General features: G+C 69.3%; 23 protein-coding genes. 12 read left to right on the top strand and 11 right to left on the bottom strand.

Annotated features, from left to right (window positions below; translation table 11 throughout):
• The first annotated feature begins 43 nt into the window (after nucleotides 1-43).
• The 5 genes from CSX12_RS14040 to CSX12_RS14020 all read left to right on the top strand — a co-directional run bounded on the left by CSX12_RS14040 (nucleotide 44) and on the right by CSX12_RS14020 (nucleotide 5,013).
• Nucleotides 44-1,756: a cytochrome c biogenesis protein DipZ gene (locus tag CSX12_RS14040; RefSeq protein ID WP_124896196.1), complete on the top strand. Its 1,713-nt coding sequence runs from the start codon at nucleotides 44-46 to the stop codon at nucleotides 1,754-1,756.
• A 31-nt stretch (nucleotides 1,757-1,787) separates the two neighbouring features.
• A complete protein-coding gene (gene sigK / locus CSX12_RS14035) occupies nucleotides 1,788-2,387 on the top strand; it encodes an ECF RNA polymerase sigma factor SigK (protein WP_017201438.1) in 600 nt (199 codons plus the stop codon).
• Nucleotides 2,384-3,178, top strand: coding sequence for an anti-sigma factor (locus tag CSX12_RS14030; RefSeq protein WP_124896195.1), 795 nt, complete (start codon nucleotides 2,384-2,386; stop codon nucleotides 3,176-3,178). Before sigK ends, CSX12_RS14030 begins: the two co-directional genes overlap by 4 nt.
• A 28-nt stretch (nucleotides 3,179-3,206) precedes the next feature.
• Complete coding sequence (locus CSX12_RS14025; RefSeq protein ID WP_124896194.1) at nucleotides 3,207-3,836, top strand: DNA-directed RNA polymerase subunit beta; 630 nt, start codon at nucleotides 3,207-3,209, stop codon at nucleotides 3,834-3,836.
• 292 nt (nucleotides 3,837-4,128) lie between these two features.
• Nucleotides 4,129-5,013 (top strand): aminodeoxychorismate lyase, encoded by an 885-nt coding sequence (locus CSX12_RS14020; RefSeq protein WP_124896193.1) that lies wholly within the window; start codon nucleotides 4,129-4,131, stop codon nucleotides 5,011-5,013.
• Nucleotides 5,014-5,175: 162 nt separating this feature from the next.
• Here CSX12_RS14020 and CSX12_RS14015 read toward each other — a convergent pair whose 3' ends face one another.
• The 8 genes from CSX12_RS14015 to CSX12_RS13980 all read right to left on the bottom strand — a co-directional run bounded on the left by CSX12_RS14015 (nucleotide 5,176) and on the right by CSX12_RS13980 (nucleotide 14,478).
• Entirely contained in the window at nucleotides 5,176-5,994 is an 819-nt protein-coding gene (locus CSX12_RS14015; RefSeq protein ID WP_241160469.1) for an endonuclease domain-containing protein, read from the bottom strand.
• 291 nt (nucleotides 5,995-6,285) lie between these two features.
• Nucleotides 6,286-7,065, bottom strand: a complete 780-nt coding sequence (pstB, locus tag CSX12_RS14010; protein ID WP_017201433.1) for a phosphate ABC transporter ATP-binding protein PstB — start codon at nucleotides 7,063-7,065, stop codon at nucleotides 6,286-6,288.
• A 30-nt stretch (nucleotides 7,066-7,095) separates the two neighbouring features.
• Entirely contained in the window at nucleotides 7,096-8,199 is a 1,104-nt protein-coding gene (gene pstA, locus CSX12_RS14005; protein ID WP_124896192.1) for a phosphate ABC transporter permease PstA, read from the bottom strand.
• Nucleotide 8,200: 1 nt separating this feature from the next.
• The gene (gene pstC, locus CSX12_RS14000) at nucleotides 8,201-9,151 is read right to left on the bottom strand and encodes a phosphate ABC transporter permease subunit PstC (protein ID WP_017201431.1); all 951 of its coding nucleotides are present in this window, start codon (nucleotides 9,149-9,151) and stop codon (nucleotides 8,201-8,203) included.
• A 92-nt stretch (nucleotides 9,152-9,243) separates the two neighbouring features.
• The gene (pstS, locus tag CSX12_RS13995) at nucleotides 9,244-10,350 is read right to left on the bottom strand and encodes a phosphate ABC transporter substrate-binding protein PstS (RefSeq protein ID WP_017201430.1); all 1,107 of its coding nucleotides are present in this window, start codon (nucleotides 10,348-10,350) and stop codon (nucleotides 9,244-9,246) included.
• 241 nt (nucleotides 10,351-10,591) lie between these two features.
• Nucleotides 10,592-11,581, bottom strand: coding sequence for an NUDIX hydrolase (locus CSX12_RS13990; protein ID WP_017201429.1), 990 nt, complete (start codon nucleotides 11,579-11,581; stop codon nucleotides 10,592-10,594).
• Nucleotides 11,578-13,743 (bottom strand): RNA degradosome polyphosphate kinase, encoded by a 2,166-nt coding sequence (locus CSX12_RS13985; protein ID WP_017201428.1) that lies wholly within the window; start codon nucleotides 13,741-13,743, stop codon nucleotides 11,578-11,580. The genes CSX12_RS13990 and CSX12_RS13985 overlap by 4 nt, the downstream gene beginning before the upstream one ends.
• A 51-nt stretch (nucleotides 13,744-13,794) precedes the next feature.
• Complete coding sequence (locus tag CSX12_RS13980) at nucleotides 13,795-14,478, bottom strand: response regulator transcription factor (protein WP_017201427.1); 684 nt, start codon at nucleotides 14,476-14,478, stop codon at nucleotides 13,795-13,797.
• A 72-nt stretch (nucleotides 14,479-14,550) separates the two neighbouring features.
• On the opposite strand from CSX12_RS13980, the gene CSX12_RS13975 reads away from it, so the two are divergent.
• The 3 genes from CSX12_RS13975 (at nucleotide 14,551) to CSX12_RS13965 (ending at nucleotide 16,726) form a co-directional block, all read left to right on the top strand.
• Nucleotides 14,551-14,841, top strand: coding sequence for a hypothetical protein (locus tag CSX12_RS13975; protein ID WP_026049618.1), 291 nt, complete (start codon nucleotides 14,551-14,553; stop codon nucleotides 14,839-14,841).
• Nucleotides 14,842-14,991: 150 nt separating this feature from the next.
• Nucleotides 14,992-15,594, top strand: a complete 603-nt coding sequence (locus CSX12_RS13970) for an FABP family protein (protein WP_124896191.1) — start codon at nucleotides 14,992-14,994, stop codon at nucleotides 15,592-15,594.
• Nucleotide 15,595: 1 nt separating this feature from the next.
• The gene (locus CSX12_RS13965; RefSeq protein ID WP_124896190.1) at nucleotides 15,596-16,726 is read left to right on the top strand and encodes a folate-binding protein YgfZ; all 1,131 of its coding nucleotides are present in this window, start codon (nucleotides 15,596-15,598) and stop codon (nucleotides 16,724-16,726) included.
• Between the two features lie 2 nt (nucleotides 16,727-16,728).
• On the opposite strand, the gene CSX12_RS13960 is transcribed toward CSX12_RS13965, so the two are convergent.
• A complete protein-coding gene (locus tag CSX12_RS13960; RefSeq protein WP_124896189.1) occupies nucleotides 16,729-17,556 on the bottom strand; it encodes a class I SAM-dependent methyltransferase in 828 nt (275 codons plus the stop codon).
• Nucleotides 17,557-17,614: 58 nt separating this feature from the next.
• Between CSX12_RS13960 and CSX12_RS13955 the strand changes: the two genes are divergently transcribed.
• Nucleotides 17,615-18,364: a phosphoglyceromutase gene (locus CSX12_RS13955; RefSeq protein WP_017201421.1), complete on the top strand. Its 750-nt coding sequence runs from the start codon at nucleotides 17,615-17,617 to the stop codon at nucleotides 18,362-18,364.
• 92 nt (nucleotides 18,365-18,456) lie between these two features.
• Here the strand turns inward: CSX12_RS13955 and phoU are convergent, their stop codons facing one another.
• A complete protein-coding gene (gene phoU / locus CSX12_RS13950) occupies nucleotides 18,457-19,167 on the bottom strand; it encodes a phosphate signaling complex protein PhoU (RefSeq protein ID WP_017201420.1) in 711 nt (236 codons plus the stop codon).
• A gap of 219 nt (nucleotides 19,168-19,386) precedes the next feature.
• Between phoU and CSX12_RS13945 the strand changes: the two genes are divergently transcribed.
• Nucleotides 19,387-20,610 carry an ATP-binding protein gene (locus CSX12_RS13945; protein WP_124896188.1) on the top strand — a complete coding sequence of 408 codons (1,224 nt, stop codon included), beginning with the start codon at nucleotides 19,387-19,389 and terminating at the stop codon, nucleotides 20,608-20,610.
• Complete coding sequence (locus tag CSX12_RS13940) at nucleotides 20,607-21,290, top strand: response regulator transcription factor (RefSeq protein WP_017201418.1); 684 nt, start codon at nucleotides 20,607-20,609, stop codon at nucleotides 21,288-21,290. Before CSX12_RS13945 ends, CSX12_RS13940 begins: the two co-directional genes overlap by 4 nt.
• A gap of 66 nt (nucleotides 21,291-21,356) precedes the next feature.
• On the opposite strand, the gene CSX12_RS13935 is transcribed toward CSX12_RS13940, so the two are convergent.
• A complete protein-coding gene (locus CSX12_RS13935; protein WP_124896187.1) occupies nucleotides 21,357-21,896 on the bottom strand; it encodes a DNA modification methylase in 540 nt (179 codons plus the stop codon).
• Between the two features lie 135 nt (nucleotides 21,897-22,031).
• Here CSX12_RS13935 and CSX12_RS13930 point away from each other — a divergent pair, with 135 nt between their 5' ends.
• A complete protein-coding gene (locus CSX12_RS13930; protein WP_017201416.1) occupies nucleotides 22,032-22,514 on the top strand; it encodes a CarD family transcriptional regulator in 483 nt (160 codons plus the stop codon).
• Nucleotides 22,515-22,525: the final 11 nt, after the last annotated feature.

The following is a 22,525-nucleotide window of genomic DNA, read 5'->3' as shown; positions in this document are numbered from 1 at the left end:
ACGCCCGGCGGAGCGAACAGGTCCCGACAGAAGTGGGGATCTCATGGACCTGATCATCATCGGCCTGCTCGGCGGGCTCATCACCGGCATCTCGCCGTGCATCCTGCCCGTGCTGCCCGTGATCTTCCTCACGGGAGGAGCACAGTCGGCGAGGTACGAGGACGAGATGGTGCCGGCGAAGCGGAGCAGGCCGTATCTCGTGATCGCGGGACTGGTGCTGAGCTTCACGCTCGTCACGCTCGGCGGCTCGCTGCTGCTGGGCCTGCTGAACCTGCCGCAGGACATCATCCGCTGGGTGGGCATCGCGGTGCTCGTCATCATCGGCGTCGGCCTCATCGTGCCCCGGTTCCAGCACATCCTCGAGCGTCCGTTCCAACGGTTCGGTCAGCGCGAGGTCAAGAACCGGGGGAGCGGCTTCGGCGTCGGCCTCGCCCTGGGTGCGGTGTTCGTCCCGTGCGCCGGTCCTGTCCTCGCGGCGATAATCGTCGCCGGATCCACGGGGCAGATCGGCATCGGCACGGTGCTGCTGACCGTCTCCTTCGCGATCGGCGTCGCGGTGCCGCTTCTGGTCTTCGCGCTCGCGGGGCGCAGCGTCGTCGAGCGGATCCGCTCCTTCCGGTCCAAGGAGCGGGGGCTGCGCATCGCGGCCGGCGTCGCGATGATCGCGCTCGCGGTCGGCCTCGTCTTCAACGTGCCGCAGATGCTGCAGCGGCTGCTCCCGGACTACACGGCGCCCCTGCAGGAGCAGATCGCCGATTCCGAGCAGGTGCAGGACGCCCTCGACCTCGGTGGACTGGTCAACGAGGAGAACAAGGATCTCGACAAGTGCACCAACGGTGCGGAGGAGCTCGAATCGTGCGGCACCGCCCCCTCGATCAAGGGCATCCAGGATTGGCTGAACACCCCCGACGGCCAGGCCCTTGACCTGAAGGATCTGCGCGGTCAGGTCGTGCTGATCGACTTCTGGGCCTATTCGTGCATCAACTGCCAGCGGTCGATCCCGCACGTCGTCGCCTGGGATGAGGCGTACCGCGACGCGGGCCTGCAGGTGATCGGCATCCACTCGCCGGAGTACGCGTTCGAGAAGAATCCCGGCAACGTGGCGGCGGGGACCCGCGACTTCGGGATCGAGTATCCGGTCGCGCTCGACAACAACCTGTCGACCTGGACCAACTACCGCAATCGGTACTGGCCCGCCCATTACCTGATCGACGCCGAGGGGACCGTGCGTCACATCTCCTTCGGCGAGGGCAACTATGCCGCGACCGAGGCCATGATCCGGGAACTGCTGCAGGACGCGGACCCGTCGGTCACGCTTCCCGCGGCGACGGATGTGCAGGATGACACCCTCGATGCGGGCTCGACGACGAGGGAGACCTTCCTCGGCTCGTCCAAGGACGTGAACTACGGCGGAGGCGGGGAGTACCGCCAGGGCACGAACGCGTACAGCTTCCCGAAGGATCAGCCGGCGGACAGCTTCGCGCTGGACGGGGACTGGCGGATCGAGACGCAGTTCGCGACCCCCGAGGGCGGCGACGGGCAGATCAGGCTCGACTATCACGCCGCCGAGGTGCGCATCGTGGTCGCGGGCTCCGGCGACATCGTGGTCAGACGGGACGACGGGACCGAGGACACCATCGCGATCGACGGGACGCCACGCTCGTACGAGCTGGTCAAGAAGGACGCCGTCGCCGAGGGCACGCTCACGCTCGATGTGCCCGCCGGCATCGAGGTCTATTCCTTCACGTTCGGGTGATGTCTGCACGTGATCGGGGAGGAGATGCGGCATGCTGGTGGAGATGGTCATCGATGGGTTCGACGTTCCGGAGGACGGAGCGACACAGGATGCTGTCGCCGACCTCCTCGTCCGCGTCGCCTCCGGTGATCAGGCTGCCTTCGCGGCCCTCTACGACACCCTCTCCTCCCGTGTGTTCGGCCTCATCCTCCGGGTGCTGGTCAATCGCTCCCAGAGCGAGGAGGTGCTCCAGGAGGTCTTCCTGGAGATCTGGCAATCCGCTTCGCGCTTCGCTCCGAACAGAGGACAGGGACGGGCGTGGATCATGACGATCGCTCACCGCCGGGCCGTCGATCGGGTGCGAGCATCGCAGTCGAGCGCCGACCGGGACGTGCGAGCGGGCTTCAAGGACCTCGGCGTCGCGCATGACAGCGTCGCGGAGCAGGTCGAGCTGGAGATCGAGGGAGGCAAGGTCGTGGAAGCACTTTCCGGGCTTCCCGAGCCCCAGCGCGAAGCTCTCGTCCTCGCCTACTACGGCGGTTACAGTCAGAACGAGATCGCGGCCCTCGTGGGGGCGCCGCTGGGGACGATCAAGACACGGATGCGAGACGGGCTGACCCGGCTGCGCACGGCGATGGGGGTGACGGCATGAACGAGAAGGACTTCGCGGAGCTCGCGGCAGGTGCCGCGCTGCACTCGCTCTCCGCAGACGACGAGCAGCGGTATCGCGAAGCGCTCGCCGCGCACCCCGAGTGGCGCGCCCGGGTCGAGGACGATGCCGCCACCGCCGCGCTGCTCGCCGACCCGGTCGAGCCGGTCGCGCCGCCCGCTGGCATCCGCGCCGCGCTGCTCGCGCAGATCGCCGCCACGCCTCAATCCGGGGCCGTGGATGCCGGTGCGACGCCGGCCGCCATCGGGGCCTCCCCGGCGGAGGCCACCGTGGCGGGCGGTTCCGAAGGGGACGCCTCCCCGCAGCGCACACCGCGCCGCTGGAGCCGGACCGTCTTCGCGCTGGCGGCGTGCCTCGCCGTCCTCGTCGGTGTCGGGATCGGTGCCGTCGCCCTGAACCAGCAGCTGAATCCTCCGGCGAGCGTGGTCGCCCTGCAGGAGATCGAGTCGGCTCCGGACGCGGAACAGGCGACCGTCGCTCTCGACGACGGCGGCACGGCGACCGCCCACTGGTCGGCATCCACGGGGAAGGCCGTGCTGGTCGCGGACGGGCTGCCGTCGCCGCAGGAGGGCAAGACCTACGAGCTGTGGTTCGTGCGCGGCGACGCCCCCGTCTCGGCGGGCGTGTTCGACGTGGACGGCGGAGACGCCACAGCGCTCCTCGCGGGGGAGATGCAGGCCGGAGACGCGATCGCGGTGACGGTCGAGCAGGACGGCGGGTCGCCGACCGGTCAGCCCACCTCCGACCCGGTCGTCGTCATCCCCACGGCCTGACACCGCTGATCGCGCGTACCCTGGAGGGATGCCCGAGCAGCACCACCGGCCCGTCCGTCGCCCGACGAGTTCCTTCGACAACATCGTCGGCGCCCACGATCCCGCCGAGGAGACGCGCATCGCGCACGCCACGGCATCGGCCCTGCTGACCCGCGTCCGCGCGGACGAGAGCGGGGCGAGCGCAGAGCGGCTGGTCGCCTTCACCGCCGAGCACGGGATCGACGAGATCGCGGAGCTGTGGTCGAAGGCTCCCTCGCGCACGCTGCCGGGATCCCTGTGGCGCCTGTACGTGCTGCAGCTCGCCATCCACGCCGATCCGCACACCGCGGCGCTGCTCTACGACCGCGGACGCCTCGAGCTGTCCTCCGCGGACGCCGTCATCGCGGGAGCCCCGGTGCCTGCCAGCCCCGACGAGCTCGTCGCGCTCATCGACACGATCCTGCGGGGGGCGTTCCGCGGCGACTTCGCGGTCGCCCTGGACCGCGCCGCCGCGTTCTGCCGGGTGCAGGCCTCGGGAGCGACCCACACCGCGGACGACTACGAGCCGACCGAGCCGTCGCGGGCCAGCGAGCTGACGACCAGGGCGCTCCGACTGAGCAGCTACGGTCAGGATCTCGCCGCGGCCGCTGTGCTGTCGCGCATGGAGGCGCTGTCCTGAGCGGCGAGAAGGTGACGGGCGACGTACCTTGAGCCTCGTTGGCGTGCCGTCCCTGGCCCCGTACGTCGTACCTCGTATCGAGCCCGCGTGGACCGCTCACGTGATTGGCTCGTCGTCGTCGTCGTCGCGGCGCCGAGGATGCCCGGGGGTATGAGAAGACCGGGCCGCAAGAACGCCTCTCGGCGGAAGGCCGCTCGCAGCGGCGAAAAATGGAGCCCGGGGTTATGCGGCCCGGCCACTCCATTGTAACGCGATGATGCCGAGGGTATTCCCGGCCCTCTAGGCTCGGATCATGACCCGGCGCTTTGCCCTGATGCTCGATCCCGTCGCCGCCGATGAGCAGCGATCCGACTACGCGGACACCTTCACGCAGGTCGATGCCGCCGCCCCCGCGCTCAGCGTCGGCGAGCTGAGCACACAGCGCGGAGACGGCGTGTTCGAGTCGATCGGCGTGGTGGACGGACACGCGCAGGAGGTGGTCCCGCACCTGGAGCGGCTCGCGCACTCCGCCCGGCTGTGCGACCTCCCGGTGCCGAACCTCGCCCAATGGCGTCAGGCGATCGACCAGGCGGCCGCTCAGCTCGACGCGGGCGAGTCGGTCATCAAGCTCATCCTCAGCCGCGGAGTCGAGCACGGACCCGCTCCGACGGCCTGGGTGACCGCTGCACCGGCATCCGACTTCTCGCGGGTGCGCAGCGAGGGTGTGCGCGTCGTCACGCTCGACCGCGGATACGACCTCGGCGCGGCGGAACGGGCGCCGTGGCTGCTGCTCGGCGCGAAGACCCTGTCGTACGCGGTGAACATGGCCGCCCTGCGCGAGGCGCACCGGCGCGGAGCCGATGACGCGATCTTCCTGTCCAGCGACGGCTTCGTGCTGGAGGCGCCGACGGCGTCGCTCATCCTTCGGTTCGGCGACCGCTTCGTCACGCCGGCCCCGAACGGCGGCATCCTGCACGGCACGACGCAGCTCAGCGTCTACGAGCACCTCTCCGACCAGGGGTTCGAGGTCGGCTACGACCGCATCCCGGCCACGGATCTCCCGCAGGCGGATGCCGCGTGGCTGGTCTCGAGCGTCCGCCTCGCCGCCCCCATCACGGCGGTCGACGGCGTCTCCCTTCCGGTCGACACGGCCCTCACCGCCGCCCTGAACCGCTACCTCCTCTCTCCCCGCGACTGACCCCCGCCCTCGCCCCCGCTCCCGCCCCTACCCTCGCCCCGGCACAACTTCGGAGATCCACGACGACACGCCGTGGACCAAGGCGCAACCTCGGCGGGTCGGCTCGGCGCTCCGAAGTTGTGCGGGTGAGCGGGGCTTCGTCCGAGGGCACAGGAGAGGCGGTCAGCGACGGCTTCGAAGGGAGCCGACGATCGCTCGCTCCACGAGGTCCCAGTCGTAGACGACCATGGCGTAGTCGAAGCGCAAGGTGCTGTAGCCCCAGGCGGCAGCATTCGCGTCACGCACCAGATCCTTGTGCCGATGCGAGGGCGAGTCGTGACCTTCTCTTCCGTCTGTTTCGACGATGAGCCAGCCGTCGATGAGGAGGTCGACGCGTCCGGTGCCGGTGATCCACATCTGTGTGCGTACGTCCCAGCCAAACGGGCGGAGCCGCAGTCGCAGGAGAGACTCGAGTCCGCTGTCCGACGTGTCGCGCGAGAACTCGACCAGGTCCCTGCCTCTGCTGTTCAGAACCATTCGCAGCCATCGGAGGCCGCGTGCATCGATCAGCTTCAGCCGGCGCGCGGACTCGAGGGCGACGAAGAACCGCTCGGTGCCGCGGCAACGGAAGATCTGCAGGAGGATCCGTGGCACGGACGGTAAGCCGAATGCGGATTCCGACGGCGCATCGTCCCAGTGCACGACGCACGTGCAGGGTTCGTCGCCATGACGGTACTGATGACGGTCTCCGTGCATCCACACATGCAGCTGCGGCACGTCGAGAACCCAGATTCCGAGGTGCTCGGCCGCCGACTCGCATCCGAGCACGCCGCCGTGTGCCGCGGCGGCGACGACATCCGCGCACGCAGACGTGCTGGCGTAGACCCCGCGGCGGACGCGTGCGAGACCACCCTCGCGGACCAAGCGCTCGATCTCTCCTCGGCGCAGGCGTCTGCGCAGTGCGCCGTATCGCCACACCTGTTCACCGTCTGCAGAGCACATCGTTCGAGCATGCCCCGCCGGCACTCCCGGTGAGCTCCGCGGCTTCACGGCTGGTGGACGGTGCCTCCGGATACTAGGTCGGTGCAGAAAAGGTCACACCGAGCACAGCTTCGGAGATCGGAAGCGACACACCGGTCGACTTCGGCTACACCCCGGCGTTTCGGCGCGGATCTCCGAAGCTGTGCGCGGGCAGGCGCGGGTCTCCGAAGTTGTGCGCGGGCAGGCGCGGGTCTCCGAAGTTGTGCGGGGGCAGGCGCAGGTCTCCGAAGTTGTGCGCGGGCAGGCGCCGGTTCAGCCGAAGCGGCCGGAGACGTAGTCCTCGGTGGCCTGCACGGAGGGGGTGGTGAAGATGCTCGTGGTGTCGTCGTACTCGATGAGCTTGCCGGGCTTGCCGGTGCCGGCGATGTTGAAGAACGCCGTCTTGTCGGAGACTCGGGACGCCTGCTGCATGTTGTGCGTCACGATCACGATCGTGAACTCGTTCTTGAGCTCGCCGATCAGCTCCTCGATCGCGTAGGTCGAGATCGGGTCGAGCGCGGAGCAGGGCTCGTCCATCAACAGCACCTGCGGCGACACGGCGATCGCGCGCGCGATGCACAGACGCTGCTGCTGGCCACCGGAGAGGCCCGAGCCGGGCTTGTCGAGGCGGTCCTTGACCTCGTTCCACAGGTTCGCGCCGGTGAGCGACTTCTCGACGAGGGCGTCCTGATCGCTCTTCGACATCCGGCTGTTGTTGAGCTTCACACCCGCGAGGACGTTCTCCTTGATCGACATCGTGGGGAACGGGTTCGGCCGCTGGAACACCATGCCGACCTGACGGCGCACGAGCACCGGGTCGACGCCGGCGCCGTAGAGGTCTTTGCCGTCGAGCAGCACTTCGCCCTCGACGCGGGCGCCGGGGATGACCTCGTGCATGCGGTTGAGCGTGCGCAGGAACGTGGACTTGCCGCAACCGGAGGGGCCGATGAAGGCGGTAACGCTCCGCGGCTGGATGTCGAGGGAGACGCCCTCCACGGCGAGGAAGTCGCTGTAGTAGACGTTCAGGTCGTTGACTTCGATGCTCTTGGACACTGCAGATTCCTTGCTTGTCGGGTCGAGGGCTCAGCGGCCGGTCTTGGGGGCGAAGATCTTCGCGACGAGCCGCGCGATCAGGTTGAGCAGCATGACGATGATGATGAGCGTCAGCGCGGCCGCCCAGGCGCGTTCCACGTAGGCCTCGGCCGGGATCCCCTGGTACGCGTACTGCGAGTAGGTGAACACCGGGAGGGTCTGCATGCGCCCGCTGAAGAGGTTGTAGTTCATGGCGTCGGTGAATCCGGCGGTGAGCAGCAGGGGTGCTGTCTCGCCGATCACGCGGGAGATGGCGAGCATGACGCCCGTGGTGATGCCGGCGATAGAGGTGGGCAGGACCACCTTGACGATCGTGAGCCACTTGGGCACGCCGAGCGCGTAGGACGCCTCGCGCAGCTCATTCGGCACGAGCCGCAGCATCTCCTCGGTCGAGCGAACGACCACCGGGATCATGAGGACGGCCAGGGCCACCGAGCCGGCGATGCCCATGCGGACGCCCGGCCCGAAGATCAGGGCGAACACGGCGTAGGCGAACAGGCCGGCGACGATCGAGGGGATGCCGGTCATCACGTCGACGAGGAACGTGATGGTGCGGGCCATGCGTCCGCCCTGCCCGTATTCGACGAGGTAGACGGCGGTCATGAGTCCGATCGGGATCGAGATGACCGCAGCGGCGAGCGTGACCAGCAGCGTGCCGATGATGGCGTGGAGCGCACCGCCGCCCTCACCGAGCACACCGCGCATGGACGAGGAGAAGAACAGCCCGTCGAAGCGGGCGAGGCCGTTGGCGACCACCGTCACGGCGACCGACACCAGCGGCACCATCGCGATCGCGAACGCCGAGGTGACGATGCCCGTGATGAGACGGTCGAGCGCCTTGCGGGCGCCCTCGATGATGCGCGACATCACGTAGATGAGCACCAGGTAGATGACGGCGCCCAGCACGACGGACCCGGCGATGTTGAGGTCCGACCCGCTGGCGAGCGCCTCGAGCGCGAACGGCGTGAACCCGATGAGGAGGGAGAGGGCGAGCAGACCCCAGGGAGCCCAGCGGGGGAGGTGCCCGGAGTTGAGGGAGACGGGCGGGGCGGCGGCGCTCACCGTGCGCGTGGATTCCGGCGCAGTAACGGTCATGTCAGTTCGCTCCCGAGAATTCCTTGCGGCGGTTCACGAACCAGCGGGCGAGAGCGTTCACCGCGAACGTCACGACGAACAGGATCAGACCGGTCGCGATGAGGATGTTGATGTTGACCTGGTAGGCCTCGGGGAACGTCAGTGCGATGTTCGCCGCGATCGTGGAGGGGTTGGTGGAGGTGAGCAGCTCGAAGGTGACGGCCTTGCTCACCGAGAGGACCATGGCGACGGCCATGGTCTCGCCGAGCGCACGGCCGAGGCCCAGCATGGAAGCGGAGACGATGCCCGAGCGGCCGAAGGGGAGGACGGCCATCCGCACCATCTCCCAGCGGGTCGCCCCGAGGGCGAGAGCCGCCTCTTCGTGGAGGCGCGGCGTCTGCAGGAAGATCTCCCGGCAGATGGCCGTGATGATCGGGACGACCATCACGGCGAGCACCATGGCGGCGGTGAGGATCGTGCGTCCGGTGGGCGAGACCACGCCGTCAAAGAACGGGATCCACGAGGCGTTCTGGTTCAGCCAGGCGTAGATCGGCTGGACCGCCGGAGCGAGCACGAGGATGCCCCAGAGGCCGAACACGACCGAGGGGACGGCGGCCAGGAGGTCGACGATGTACCCGAGGCCCTGAGCCAGGCGACGCGGCGCGTAGTGCGTGATGAACAGGGCGACGCCGAGCGACAGCGGGACTGCGAGCAGCAGGGCGAGGAAGGCCGCCCAGACCGTGCCGAACAGGAGCGGGCCGACGTAGTCCCAGAAGTTCGTCTTGAGCAGGGAGGCGTCCTCGGCGGTCGCGGTGAACGCCGGGATCGACTGCACGATGAGGAAGATCGCGACCGCGGCCAGCGTGATCATGATCATCGAGCCTGCGGCGACCGCGGTGCCGGAGAACCAGAGATCGCCGGCACGCTTCTTCGCGACGATGCGCGTGGGCGCCGGCGAGGTCGTGGCTGTCATGGGAGCTGCTTCCTGCTCAGTGGAGATCGGGTGTCTGACGGGAGCAGACGGTCTCCGGGATGCCGTGGGGCATCCCGGAGACCGTCATCGACTCACTTGATGAGGTCGATCGCAGCCTGAGCCTGCTCGCGCAGGTCGTCCGAGATCGGGGCGCTGCCGGCGTTGGTCGCGGCGGCGTCCTGGCCCTCGGCGCTGATCGCGGTGGTGAAGAACGCCTTCGTCAGCGCGGCGATGTTCTCGTCCTCGTACTCGGCGCAGCCGATGAGGTAGCTGACGAGGAGCACCGGGTAGGCGCCGTCGGCCGTCGTGGTGCGGTCGATCGCGAAGGCGAGGTCGCCGTCGGTGCGGCCCTCTTCGATCGTGGACGCGTCGAGAGCGGCGGCGGCGCCTTCAGCGGAGTGCGGCACGAAGTTGTCGCCGACCTTGACGTTCACGGCCGAGAAGTCGGCAGCCTGCGAGGAGTCGATGTAGCCGATGAGGCCCTGTCCGCCCTTGACGGCGTTCGCGACACCCGAGGTCTTCTCCGCGGACTCGCCGCCGAGGTCTGCCGGCCACTCCTCGACGCTGCCCGCCGTCCAGACGTCACCCGCGGTCTGCGACAGGTAGTCGGTGAAGTTGCCGGTGGTGCCGGACTTGTCCGAGCGGTGCACCGGCGTGATGGCGAGGTCCGGCAGCGTGGCGTCGGGGTTGTCCTTGGCGATGGCCGGGTCGTTCCACTTGGCGATCTTGCCGGCGAAGATCGACGCGATGGTCTCGGCGTCGAGGTTCAGCTCGTCCACGCCGTCGAGCGAGAAGACGATGGCGATCGGGGAGACGTACGCGGGGACCTCGATCAGGTCCGAGCCGTCGACGCAGGCGCCGAAGCCGCCGGCCGAGATCTCGTCGGTCTTGAATGCACGGTCGGAACCGGCGAAGTTGACAGCGCCCTGCTGGAAGGACTCGCGGCCACCGCCGGAACCCTGCGGGTCGTACTCGACCTGGGCGTCGGGGTTGGTCTTCTGGAACTCCGCGGTCCACGCCTGGATGGCGACCTGCTGCGAGGAGGCGCCGGCGCCGACGAGCGAGCCGCTCACCGCGGCGGTGTCGGAGGTAGGAGCATCCGTGGAGCCGCTGCCGGCTTCGTTCGCGGCACAGCCGGCGAGGGCGAGAGCGGCGACGGCGCCGATGGCGCCGATTCGTGCGATTCGGGAGATCTTCACTGTGGATCCTTCGATCTTGGAGGGGTGGGGCCCGGTGCAGGGCACACAGTGACGCTAGGGGCGACGGTTAACGAGACTCTCCCGCGCAGGTGAACGGCAGGTGAACGACGGGCGACTCTCTGGGGAGCACCCGCGAGATTCCGCGCCCATCGCTGAGCCGCTCTGGGGCGCTGAGCCGCTCTGGGGCGCTGCGCCGCTCTGGGTCGCTGAGCCCCTCTGGGTCGCTGAGCCTGTCGAAGCGTCAGACCTTCGGGACGTGCGTCTCGATCGCGATGATCCCCGAGCCGGGGTTCGTGGCGGACAGGTGCACGACCGAGAACGCGGCCGGCTCCAGGTCGGCGGCGCTGCCCAGGTAGGAGCCGTGGATCGTGCCCGTCGCCAGCGCGATCTCGGAGAGCAGGCCGGGGAGCACGGGGCCGTGGCTGCACAGCACGGCGGGTTTTCCGGAGCGGATGCGCCGTCCGACGACGGAGCGGAGATCGGACTCGCCGTCCTCCCATGCGTCCTGGCTGATCTTGCCGGTCTCCACGGGCTTGCGCCGGAGAGCCTTGGCCAGCGGAGCGACCGTCTCGACGCAGCGCACGGCGTCGCTGGTCACGATGCGGCGCACGCCGAACGCGCGCAGCGGCCCGACGATCGACTTCGCCTGCTTCCTTCCGCGATCGGTGAGCGGGCGGGACGCGTCCGAGCGGTCCCATTCCGAGCGGGGGGTGGCCTTGGCGTGACGCAGTGCGATCACCGGGAAGGTCCGCAGCACGCCGTCGTCGACGAGGTTCGCGAAGAAGTCGAGGATCTCCAGGTCGACGGGATAGCTCAGCCGCGCCCGCGCCTTCTTCAGACTCACCCATTCGAGGGCGGCGATCTCTCGGTTCGGCACGAAGGTCGACTCGCGGATCGCGGCCTCCGTCGCCTCGGCCGCCCAGTAGTGCACGACCTTCTGCTTCTGCGAGGCGAGGTGATAGCGGCTCACCCCGACCGAGACGCCGAGCGACACTCGGATGCCGGTCTCCTCGTGCACCTCGCGCACGGCCGTCTCGGCGAGCATCTCGCCGGGGTCGACCTTGCCCTTGGGGAGAGTGATGTCGCGGTACTTCGTGCGGTGGATCAGCAGGATCCGCAGTTTGCCGTCGACCAGCCGCCAGACGACGGCCCCGGCGGCGTACACGGCCTTGTCCGTCCACTTCGCTTTCGTCACGGAGTCGGCGGGGAGCTGCAGCTGCCGCGTGTTCATCGAACCGCCCGCGCGCGGCGACGCCGCTGGATCAACCCCATGGTCTTGTCCTGCAGGTCGATCAGCGGCTTGCCGTCGGCATCGACGGCGTGGCGCGTCCAGACGCCTGCGGGGCCGAGGTGCCACGACGAGGTGCCGTCGTCCATCGCCAGGTCGAAGAACGTGCTGAGCTCCTTCAGATGCGCGGGGTCGGTGACGCGGACCAGGGCTTCGACGCGACGGTCGAGGTTGCGGTGCATCATGTCGGCGCTGCCGATGTACACCTGGGGATCTCCGCCGTTCTCGAAGGCGAAGATGCGCGAGTGCTCGAGGTAGCGCCCGAGGATGCTGCGCACCGTGATGTTCTCGCTGATGCCGTCGAGGTCGGTGCGGAGGCTGCAGATGCCGCGCACCCAGACGTCGACCTTCACTCCGGCGGCGCTGGCGCGGTACAGGGCGTCGATGATCTCCTCGTCCACCATCGAGTTCACCTTGATGCGGATGTGCGCGGGGATCCCGGCCTCCGCGTTCTTCCGCTCCGCGTCGATCTGACGGATGAGTCCCTTGCGGAGGTGCAGCGGGGCGACGAGGAGGCGCTTGAACTTCTTCTCGATCGCGTAGCCGCTGAGTTCGTTGAAGAGGCGCGTCAGATCCTTGCCGACCTGCGCGTCCGCGGTGAACAGGCCGAAGTCCTCGTAGATGCGGCTGGTCTTCGGGTTGTAGTTTCCGGTGCCGACGTGGGAGTAGTGACGGAGCATGCCGTCCTCCTCGCGGATCACGAGCGCGAGCTTGCAGTGGGTCTTCAGCCCGACCAGGCCGTAGACCACGTGCACGCCGGCCTTCTCCAGCTTGCGGGCCCAGACGATGTTGTTCGCCTCGTCGAACCGGGCCTTCACCTCGACCAGCGCCAGGACCTGCTTGCCGGCCTCTGCCGCGTCGATCAGCGCCTGCACGACCGGGCTGTCGCCCGAGGTGCGGTACAGGGTCTGCTTGATCGCGAGCACGTGCGGGTCGCGGGCGGCCTGCTCGAGGAACGCCTGCACGCTCGTGGTGAACGACTCGTACGGGTGATGCACGAGCACGTCGGACTTGCGGATCGCCTTGAAGATGTCGGCGCGGTTGCTCGATCCCGCCGGCTGGAACGCGACAGCGGTCGTCGGCAGATGGGGCGGGTACCGCAGGTCCGGCCGGTCGATGCGCGACAGATCGAAAAGGCCGCGGAGGTCGAGCGGCCCGGGGAGGCGGTAGACCTCCAGGTCGGTGATGTCGAGCTCGCGGACCAGGAGGTCCATGGTGACATCGTCCATGTCGTCGGTGATCTCGAGGCGGATCGGCGGACCGAACCGCCGACGCAGCAGCTCGGCCTCGAGCGCCTGGATGAGGTTCTCGCTCTCGTCCTCCTCGATCTCCACGTCTTCGTTGCGGGTGAGGCGGAACGCGTGGTGGTCGAGCACCTCCATGCCGGGGAACAGGTCGCCGAGGTGGTTGGCGATCAGCTCCTCCAGGCGCAGGAAGCGCTTGATCTCGCCGGTGGACGGCACCTCGACGAAGCGCGGCAGCATGGGCGGCACCTTGAGGCGTGCGAACTCCTGGCGACCGGTGCGGGCGTTGCGGATGCGGATCGCGAGGTTCAGCGACAGTCCGGAGATGTAGGGGAAGGGGTGTGCCGGGTCGACGGCCAGCGGCATCAGCACGGGGAAGACCTGGGCGCCGAAGTACTCGGACAGCGCGGCGCGCTCGTCGTCGGTGAGCTCCGACCAGTCGGTGATCTCGATGCCGGACTCGGCCAGCGCGGGACGCACGAGCGTGGTCCAGGCGTCCGCGTGGCGCAGCTGCAGGGCGTGGGCCTCGCGCGAGATGTCGGCGAGCGCGTCGACGGGGGAGCGGCCGATGTTGGTCGGCACGGCGAGCCCCGTCATGATGCGGCGCTTGAGTCCGGCGACGCGCACCATGAAGAACTCGTCGAGGTTGCTCGCGAAGATCGCCAAGAAGTTCGCCCGTTCGAGTTCCGGCAGCGACGGGTCCTCGGCGAGCTCCAGCACGCGCTGGTTGAACGCCAGCCAGCTCAGCTCCCGATCCAGGTAGCGATGGTCCGGGAGCAGGGAGTCGTGCGACTCGATGGCGTCGAAGTCGTCGTCTTCGGCGTCACCGAGACCGGCGTCGGCGAGTGCGGGATCGATCATGGGGTACATCTAAGCACCGTGAGGTGACGCCCGTGTGAACGGAGACGCTCGTCAGCCGGCTTCGACGAGGTTCTCGTCCTCGTTGACGTTGAACCGGTAGCCGACGTTGCGGACCGTGCCGATGATCTGCTCCTGGTCGCCGAGCTTCGCCCTGAGCCGCCGCACATGCACGTCGACGGTGCGGGTACCGCCGAAGTAGTCGTAGCCCCACACCTCGCTGAGCAGCTGTTCCCGCGTGAACACGCGCGCCGGGTGGGTGGCGAGGAAGTGCAGCAGCTGGAACTCCTTGTAGGTGAGGTCCAGAGGCCGCCCGCGCAGCTTTGCCGAGTACGACTGCTCGTCGATCGTGACGCCCGATGCCTGCACCCTCGCGGGCTCGGCCGCGTCGTCGCGACGGGCCAGGGCGAGCCGGAGCCTGGCGTCGATCTCCGCGGGGCCGGCGGTCACGAGCAGCACGTCGTCGATGCCCCAGTCTCCGGAGAGCGCGCTCATGCCGCCCTCGGTGACCACGAGCAGCAGCGGTGCGTCCTGACCGGTCGTGCGGAGCAGCCGGCACAGCGACTTCGCCGCGACCAGGTCGTGGCGGCCGTCGACGATCACGACGTCGTAGTCGGGGGCGTGGATGAGCTGCGCCGGCTCCGCCGGAATCTGACGCGACCGATGGCTCAGCAACTCGAGCGACGGCAGCACCTGCTCCGAGAGCGGAGCGTTGGTCAGAACCAGGACCTGGGCCACGCGCACTCCTCACCGACGTGGATCGACGTCGTGCCGCCATGTTACCGGGAGCGGATGCGCAACAATGGTGACATGACGGATCCAGCACTCGCACCGCGCAACGCGTTCGTCGGTGTGCTCGTCGTGTGGGCGACGGCCTTCGTCGCGACGGTCGCGATCGGCATCTTCGTTCCCGAGGAGTGGCGCGTGCCCTGGCTGCTTGTCGGCTTCGGCGGGGTGGTCCTGCTGTCGTTCGCGGTGCAGCTCTGGTACGGCCGGACACAGGGGTTCATCTTCCGGGTCGCGGGGAGCGTGACCGGCGCCCTGCTGCTGATGGGGATCATCTCGATCGGTTTCGGTCTGGCGGCGCTGATCCCGTCCTGACGGCGAGGCGGCGCGGTAAGGTGGAGCACATGGACCTCATGGCGCTCGAAATCTTCTTCATCGGCCTGCTGGGCCTCGCGAGCCTGGCTATCGTCTTCGTCTCGGCCGTGGTGCTGCGCAACCTCTTCCGCGGCCAGCGCTGATCCGATCGTGATCGAGCTGCCCACCGACCTCCCCGCCGATCTCGCCCCCTTCGCGTGGCTGATCGGCGTGTGGGAGGGCACCGGCGTCATCGACTACCCCGTGGGCGATGAGCGTCTCCAGGGAGAGTTCACGCACCGGGTCAGCTTCAGCCACGACGGCGGCCCCTTCCTGAACTACTCGGGGACGGCGACGTTCCTCGACGAGAACGGGGCTCCGGCTGTCGCGCTGCTCGCCGAGACCGGCTTCTGGCGTCTCGCGCGCCCGGCGACCGCGGCCGATGCCGGCCCGGCGCTGCTGCCTCCGACGGCTCCGCCGGTCACGCGCACGGTCGACGACGTCGAGGCGCTGCGAGCACCGAGCGGCGGATTCCCGATCGAGGTGTCGCTGGCTCACGCCGACGGCGCGCTCGAGCTGTACATCGGCGAGATCAACGGGCCGCGCATCGACATCGGCTCGGATGCCGTCGTGCGCAGCGCCGGCGCCAAAGTGCACACCGCCTCCTCGCGCATGTACGGGCTCGTCGAAGGGCACCTGCTGTGGGCGTGGGACATCGCCGCCCTCGGCACTCCGCTGCGCTCGCACGCGTCGGCGCGCCTGGCGAAGGTCTGACGTGTCCGGTTTCGCGGCGATCGCGGGCGCCGTCGCCGACGGCGAGCTGGTCGCGCACTTCGGGGATGCGTTCCGCGAGCAGCGCCGCCTCGCCGAAGGCTCGGCGCTGGCGCCGCTCGGTGACCGGACCGTGATCGAGGTCGCAGGGCCGGAGCGGCTGACGTGGCTCGATTCGATCACTTCCCAGGCCGTGGGGCATCTCGCTCCCGGCGCGAGCACCGAGCTCCTCGTGCTCGACCCCCAGGGCCGCGTCGAGCATGCGGCGGGGGTCCTCGACGACGGCTCCTCCACCTGGCTCATCGCCGATGCGGGGGATGCCGAAGCGCTCGCGAGCTGGCTCACGCGCATGAAGTTCCGCACGCAGGCCACGGTCGAGGTCCGTGCCGATCTCGTGCCGGTCGGCTTCGTCGACGGCGGAGGGGCGGCGGCTTCGGCATCGGCCGCCGCGTTCGCTCCGCACGGGATGCCGCTGGTCTGGGCCGATCCCTGGCAGCAGGTCAGCGCGGGCGGGCATCAGTACGCGGAGATCGCCGCTCATCCCGCAGCGGACTTCGCGTGGCGGGTCGCGATCCTCACGGAGGAGGCCGCCTCCGGTCTCGCCGCCTCGCTCGATCGCGAGGCGCTCGCCGGGCTCCTGGCTGCGGAGGCGCTGCGCGTCGCCGCCTGGCGTCCGCGCTGGGCGACGGAGGTCGACGAGCGCTCGCTGCCGCACGAGTCCGACTGGATCCGCAGCGCCGTCCACCTGAACAAGGGGTGCTACCGCGGACAGGAGACGGTCGCCAAGGTGCACAACCTCGGGCATCCGCCTCGCCGTCTCGCCGCGCTGCACCTCGACGGCAGCGACGCCGTCCTCCCCGATCCCGGAGCCGCCGTCTTCGCCGGCGACGACGAGGTCGGTCACCTGACCTCGGTCGCACGTCACCACGAGGACGGGCCGATCGCGCTGGCGATCCTGTCGCGACGTGCTCCGGTCGGCGACCTGGTGGTGCGGGCGGACGGCATCGACATCGCCGCCTCCCAGCAGGTGATCGTGCCCGCCGATGCGGGCGCGACGGCGGACGTCCCTCGGCTCACGCGCCTCTCGCGGCGCCCGTCCGCCCCCGATCCCCGCGATTCCGGCGTCGGCGCCTGACCTCAGGAGGGGAGCGGAGCCACCGCCGCCCAGGGCAGCGTGAGCTCGCCCAGGCGCCAGCGCGCCCGACCGCCCGTCACCGGCCACCCCTGATCGCGCAGGGCGCCCACCGCGGCGAGGAAGCGCTGCGTGGCGCCGAAGGTCGACAGCGGCGAGGCGCGGTCCCACTCGCGGTCGAGATCGACGAGCAGGGCGTGGATCCGCTCGCCCGGGACATTGCGGTGGATGAGCGCCTTCGGGAGACGCTCCGCGACGATGCTGGGCCGCTCCAGCTCGGCCAGGCGGAGGGAGATCGTGAACCGCTGCGGCTGCGCCCGGGCGTCGATGTCGATCCAGCTCGCGACGCGCCCGATCTCGTCGCACGTCCCCTCGAACAGGAGCCCGTCCGCCGCGAGGCGCGCCGTCATCCGGGCCCAGGCGTCAGGCACGTCCTGCTCGTCGTACTGCCGCAGCACGTTCATCGCGCGGATCACGGCAGCCCTCCGACCGTCCGGAAGCGGCACCTCGAACCCGCCGCGGGCGAACGACACAGGCAGGTCCGCCGCGAAGGGGGTGCGTCCCGCACGCACCTCCGCGAGCTGCGCCTCGGCCGTGGCGACCCGCGTCGGATCGATCTCGAGTCCGAGCACCTCGACGTCGTGACGCACCCGCACCAGACGGGCCGCCAGTTCGAAGGCGGTCACTCCGCTCGCGCCGTAGCCCAGGTCGACGACCAGGGGATCGGAGGCCCGGCGCAGGGCATCGCTCGCGGCGATGCACCGGTCGTTGCGGCGCAGCCGGTTCGTCCCCGTGGTGCCGCGGGTCGGCCGACCGAGGGGAGATGACGCCATGTCTCCATCCTCCCAGCATCCGCCGCGGTCTCCGCGGCCGGGTGGATAAACTGGCGGCATGACTGCGACGCGCACCCTCATCCTGCTCCGCCATGGCCGGAGCGAATGGAACGAACTGAACCTGTTCACCGGCTGGGTGGACGTCCGCCTCAACGCACAGGGCGAGAAGGAGGCCCGCCGCGGCGGCGAACTGCTCGCGGAGTCCGGCATCCTCCCCGATGTGCTGCACACCTCGCTGCTGAGCCGCGCCATCCAGACGGCGAACATCGCGCTCGACGCGGCCGACCGTCTGTGGATCCCCGTGACCCGGTCATGGCGCCTGAACGAGCGGCACTACGGAGCGCTGCAGGGCAAGGACAAGGCGCAGACGCTCGAGGAGTTCGGCCCCGAGCAGTTCCAGCTGTGGCGCCGCTCCTTCGACGTGCCGCCGCCCGTGCTGGACGACGACAGCGAGTTCAGCCAGGTGCACGACGTCCGCTACGCGCACATCGACGGCGAGGTTCCCCGCACCGAGTCGCTCAAGCTCGTCATCGACCGCCTGCTGCCGTACTGGGAGAGCGCGATCGTCCCCGACCTGGAGGCCGGCAAGACGGTTCTGGTCACGGCGCACGGCAACTCGCTGCGCGGTCTCGTGAAGCACCTCGAGGGCATCAGCGACGCCGACATCGCCGAACTCAACATCCCCACGGGCATCCCGCTGGTCTACGAGCTGGACGAGAACAACGTCCCCACCGGCCCCGGTCGCTACCTCGACCCCGAGGCCGCCGCTGCCGGTGCCGCGGCCGTCGCGGCGCAGGGCAAGAAGTAGCGCCCACACCCCGCTTTCACGCCGAAACCCCCTGCTGCAGACATCTGCAGCAGGGGGTTTCGACGTGAAAGCGGGGTCTCGCGACGAAGGTGTCAGGCGTGACCGAAGTGCGGGTGCTCCAGCCCCTGCTGCTCGACGGCGAGGGGGATGTCCTCCTCCTCGACCGCCCAGTCGCCCGTCGCCAGGTAGACGACCTTCTTCGCGACGGCGACGGCGTGGTCCGCGAAGCGCTCGTGGTAACGGCTGGCGAGCGTGGCGTCGACGGTCGCCGTGGCCTCGCCCTTCCAGTTGTCGCTGAGCACCTTCTCGAAGACGGTGGCGTGCAGCTCGTCGACGTCGTCGTCCGCATTGCGGATCGCATCGGCGAAGCGCAGGTCCTGCGTGCGCAGCAGCTCGGACAGTGTGCGGGCCACCTCGACGTCGAGCTCGCCCATCTTCACGAACGTGCCCTTGAGGCCCTTCGGGATGGCGCGCTCGGGGAAGCGGAGGCGGGCGAGCTGGGCGATGTGCTCCGACATGTCGCCCATGCGCTCGAGGGAGGCGCTCACGCGCAGCGCCGTGACGACGATGCGAAGGTCGCGGGCGACCGGCTGCTGGCGCGCGAGGATCTCGATGGCCTGCTCGTCGAGGGCGACGGCGAGTTCGTCGATCTTCGCGTCGTCGGCGATGACCTCTTCGGCGAGGGCCACGTCGCTGGTCGCGAAGGCGCGCGTGGCCTTGTCGATCGACACCGCGACGAGGTCGGCGATCTCGACGAGGCGGGACTGCAGGTCCTCGAGGGACTGGTGGAAGACTTCGCGCATGTTGGGGCGCAACCTTTCATTCGGATCTCGGCTGTGACGTCAGCGCGAGACGGCGGGTCGTCCGCACGAGAGCAGGTCTGTGCTCCCGCACAAGCCCGAAGCGATTGTCTGCTCCGAAGGTTAACGAACGGTGCCCAGCACGTGAATAGTACTTCTCGCGATGCCGCCGGGGCGCGGAAACCCGCCGGACGGACGGTGAACGCACTCTACGCTTAGGACATGACCTTGCCGCAGCTCGCGCTGTCTTCGCTCGCCATCGGGCTGGTGATCGGCGTCGGCGTCTCCCTGCTCGTGGTGTGGGCGTACCGGGCCAGGGCGCGCGTGCAGGAGGAGACGTCGCTGGCGATTCCGGCCGGCATCACCGATGTCCTGCGCAGCATGGACGACGCCGCGGCCGTCGTCGACACCTCAGGGCTGGTCCTGGCCACATCGCAGGCGGCGACCCGCTTCGGCATCGAGGTCGGCTCCACGATGGACAACCCCGAGCTGCGCCAGCTCGTCCGCGGCGTCCGGGAAGCCGGAGGCTCCGTGACGGAGTCGATGAGGATCACCCGCGGCGGTCTCAGCCTGGACCCGCGCCTGGTGTCGGCCAGGGCGAGCGTGATCGGCAGCCGCCTCGTCCTGCTGATCATCCGCGATGTCACCGAGCAGGAGCGGCTGGACCAGATGCGGCGGGACTTCGTCGCGAACACGAGCCACGAGCTGAAGACGCCGGTGGGTGCGGTGAGCCTGCTCGCCGAGGCGATCGAGTCCGCGGCGGACGATCCGGCGCAGGTGCGCATCTTCGCGGCGCGCATCTCCGCGGAGGCCGGCCGGCTCGGGCAGCTCACCGGCCGGATCATGAGCCTCTCCCGGCTCCAGGCCGAGGACGGCCTGACCACGGTCGGCCCGGTCGCGATCGACGAGGTGATCGCCTCCTCGATCGAGGCGCACGTCGTGCAGGCCGACTCCGCGGGCGTCGAGCTCGCCAGAGGCGGAGACCGCGGCGTCTGGGTGCGCGGTGACGCGCAGATCCTCATCGAGGCGGTGGGGAACCTGATCGCCAATGCGATCGTCTACTCGCCCCGTGGCTCGCGCGTCGGCGTCGGCGTCCGCGCCGAGGACGGCGTGGTCGAGATCGCGGTGTCGGATCAGGGCATCGGGATCGCCGAGGCGGATCGCGAGCGCATCTTCGAGCGCTTCTACCGCGCTGATGAGGCCCGCTCCCGGCGTACCGGCGGCACGGGACTCGGACTCTCGATCGTGAAGCACGCCACGCAGCGCCACGGGGGAGAGGTGCGGCTGTGGTCGCGTCCGGGGCGCGGCTCGACCTTCACGATCCGCCTCCCGCGGATAGACGCCCCGGACAGCCGTGACACCGGCAAGAAGAGCAAGAAGAAGCGCGCGCGCAAGGCCGAGAAGGCCGTCCCGTCCGCCCGCGCTCGAAACGGAGAGAGAGCATGACCCGTATCCTTCTCGTCGAAGACGAGCCCGACCTCGCCGACCCGCTGGCGTACCTGCTGCGTCGCGAGGGCTACGAGGTGGAGATCGCCGAGGACGGCCCTGGCGCGCTCGCGGCCTTCCGCGAGCGCGGCGCGGACATCGTGCTCCTCGACCTGATGCTCCCGGGGATGCCCGGCACCGAGGTGTGCCGTCAGATCCGCTCGACCTCCGCCGTGCCGATCATCATGCTCACGGCCAAGGACTCCGAGGTGGACATCGTCGTCGGTCTCGAGCTCGGCGCGGACGACTACATCACCAAGCCGTACTCCTCGCGCGAGCTGCTCGCCCGGATGCGGGCGGTGCTGCGCCGTGTCGTGCAGGCCGACAGCGAGCTCGACGAGCGGGTCCTGGAAGGCGGGCGCGTCTCGCTGGACATCGACCGGCACACCGTCTCGGTCGCGGGCACGCAGATCAACATGCCGCTCAAGGAGTTCGAGCTGCTGGAGGTGCTGATGCGCAACTCCGGCCGGGTCCTCACCCGCGGCCAGCTGATCGATCGCGTGTGGGGCAGCGACTACTTCGGCGACACCAAGACGCTCGACGTGCACATCAAGCGGATCCGCTCCCGGATCGAGGAGAACCCGAGCGAGCCGGTGATGCTGGTCACCGTCCGCGGCCTGGGGTATCGCTTCGAGGGCTGACGCCCGGACGTGGAAGAGGCCGGCACCCCGCGCGGGGTGCCGGCCTCTTCTCGTGGCTGCGGAAGCTCAGTTGGACGGCGCCGGTGCGGCGGTGTCCGTCGGCGTCGGCGTCGGCGACGGCTCCGGTGTGGACGCGGCCTCGGCCGGCACGAGGTCGGCGTAGTACGGGAGGGAGCCGTCGAGCACGGGCACCGCGGCCTTCACGCCCGTGGAGTCGCCGGACTGGAAGTGCATCTCGACGGTCGCGCCGGGCTTGGTGTCGAGGTCGATGATGCGCAGCGGCTCCTCATCGGCGCCGAGGCTGATCGTGTCGCCGGCGGGCACCGTGATCGTGAAGGGCTCGCTGCCCTTCAGGGCGATCGTCAGCGTCGCGCTGTCCTGCGTGGGGTTGACGATCGCGGCGATGAAGTTGCCGACCGCGCCGTCCTCCGTCGCGATGACGAGCGCGTTGCGGACGTCGATCGGACCGTCGGCGTCGGAGATGTTCACTCCGTCGGACGCGGCGTACTCGGTCTTCGTCGCCTGCGGCGTGATGAAGGTGCACCCGGTCGCGCCGAGCAGAACGATGGCGCTGAGGGCTGCAGACGCAACAAGGCGCGATTTCACGGGTCCTCCTGAGGTCCGGCGGGATATCCGCATCCATTCTATGGGTAAGTCGGAAGGGCCCCGGGGTCCAGGGAGCGCGAACCTTAGCGCATGTCGCCTGTGGTATCCTTGAGGTTGCCGAAAGGACACGTTTTTATGCTTTTTGAGGTTGGCGAGACCGTCGTCTATCCCCACCATGGCGCTGCGACCATCATCGAGGTCAAGGAGCGCATCATCAAGGGTGAGGCGAAGAAATATCTGAAGCTCAACGTCACCCAGGGTGATCTCATCATCGAGGTCCCCGCGGAGAACGTCGACCTGGTCGGCGTTCGCGACGTCATCGGCAAAGAGGGCCTCGACCATGTGTTCGAGGTGCTGCGGGCGCCCTTCACCGAGGAGCCCACGAACTGGTCGCGCCGGTACAAGGCGAACCTCGAGAAGCTCGCCTCCGGCGATGTGATCAAGGTGAGCGAGGTCGTCCGCGACCTGTGGCGCCGGGACCAGGACCGCGGACTCTCCGCCGGTGAGAAGCGGATGCTGGCGAAGGCTCGTCAGATCCTGATCTCCGAGCTCGCGCTCGCGGAGAAGACCGACGAGGACAAGGCGGGCGCACTGCTCGACGAGGTCCTCGCTTCCTGAGCTGATTCGAC

It is taken from the genome of Microbacterium sp. Y-01 (assembly GCF_003856715.1).
GTDB classification, from domain to species: Bacteria; Actinomycetota; Actinomycetes; order Actinomycetales; family Microbacteriaceae; genus Microbacterium; species Microbacterium algeriense.
This window is presented reverse-complemented; position numbering and strand designations above follow the sequence as displayed.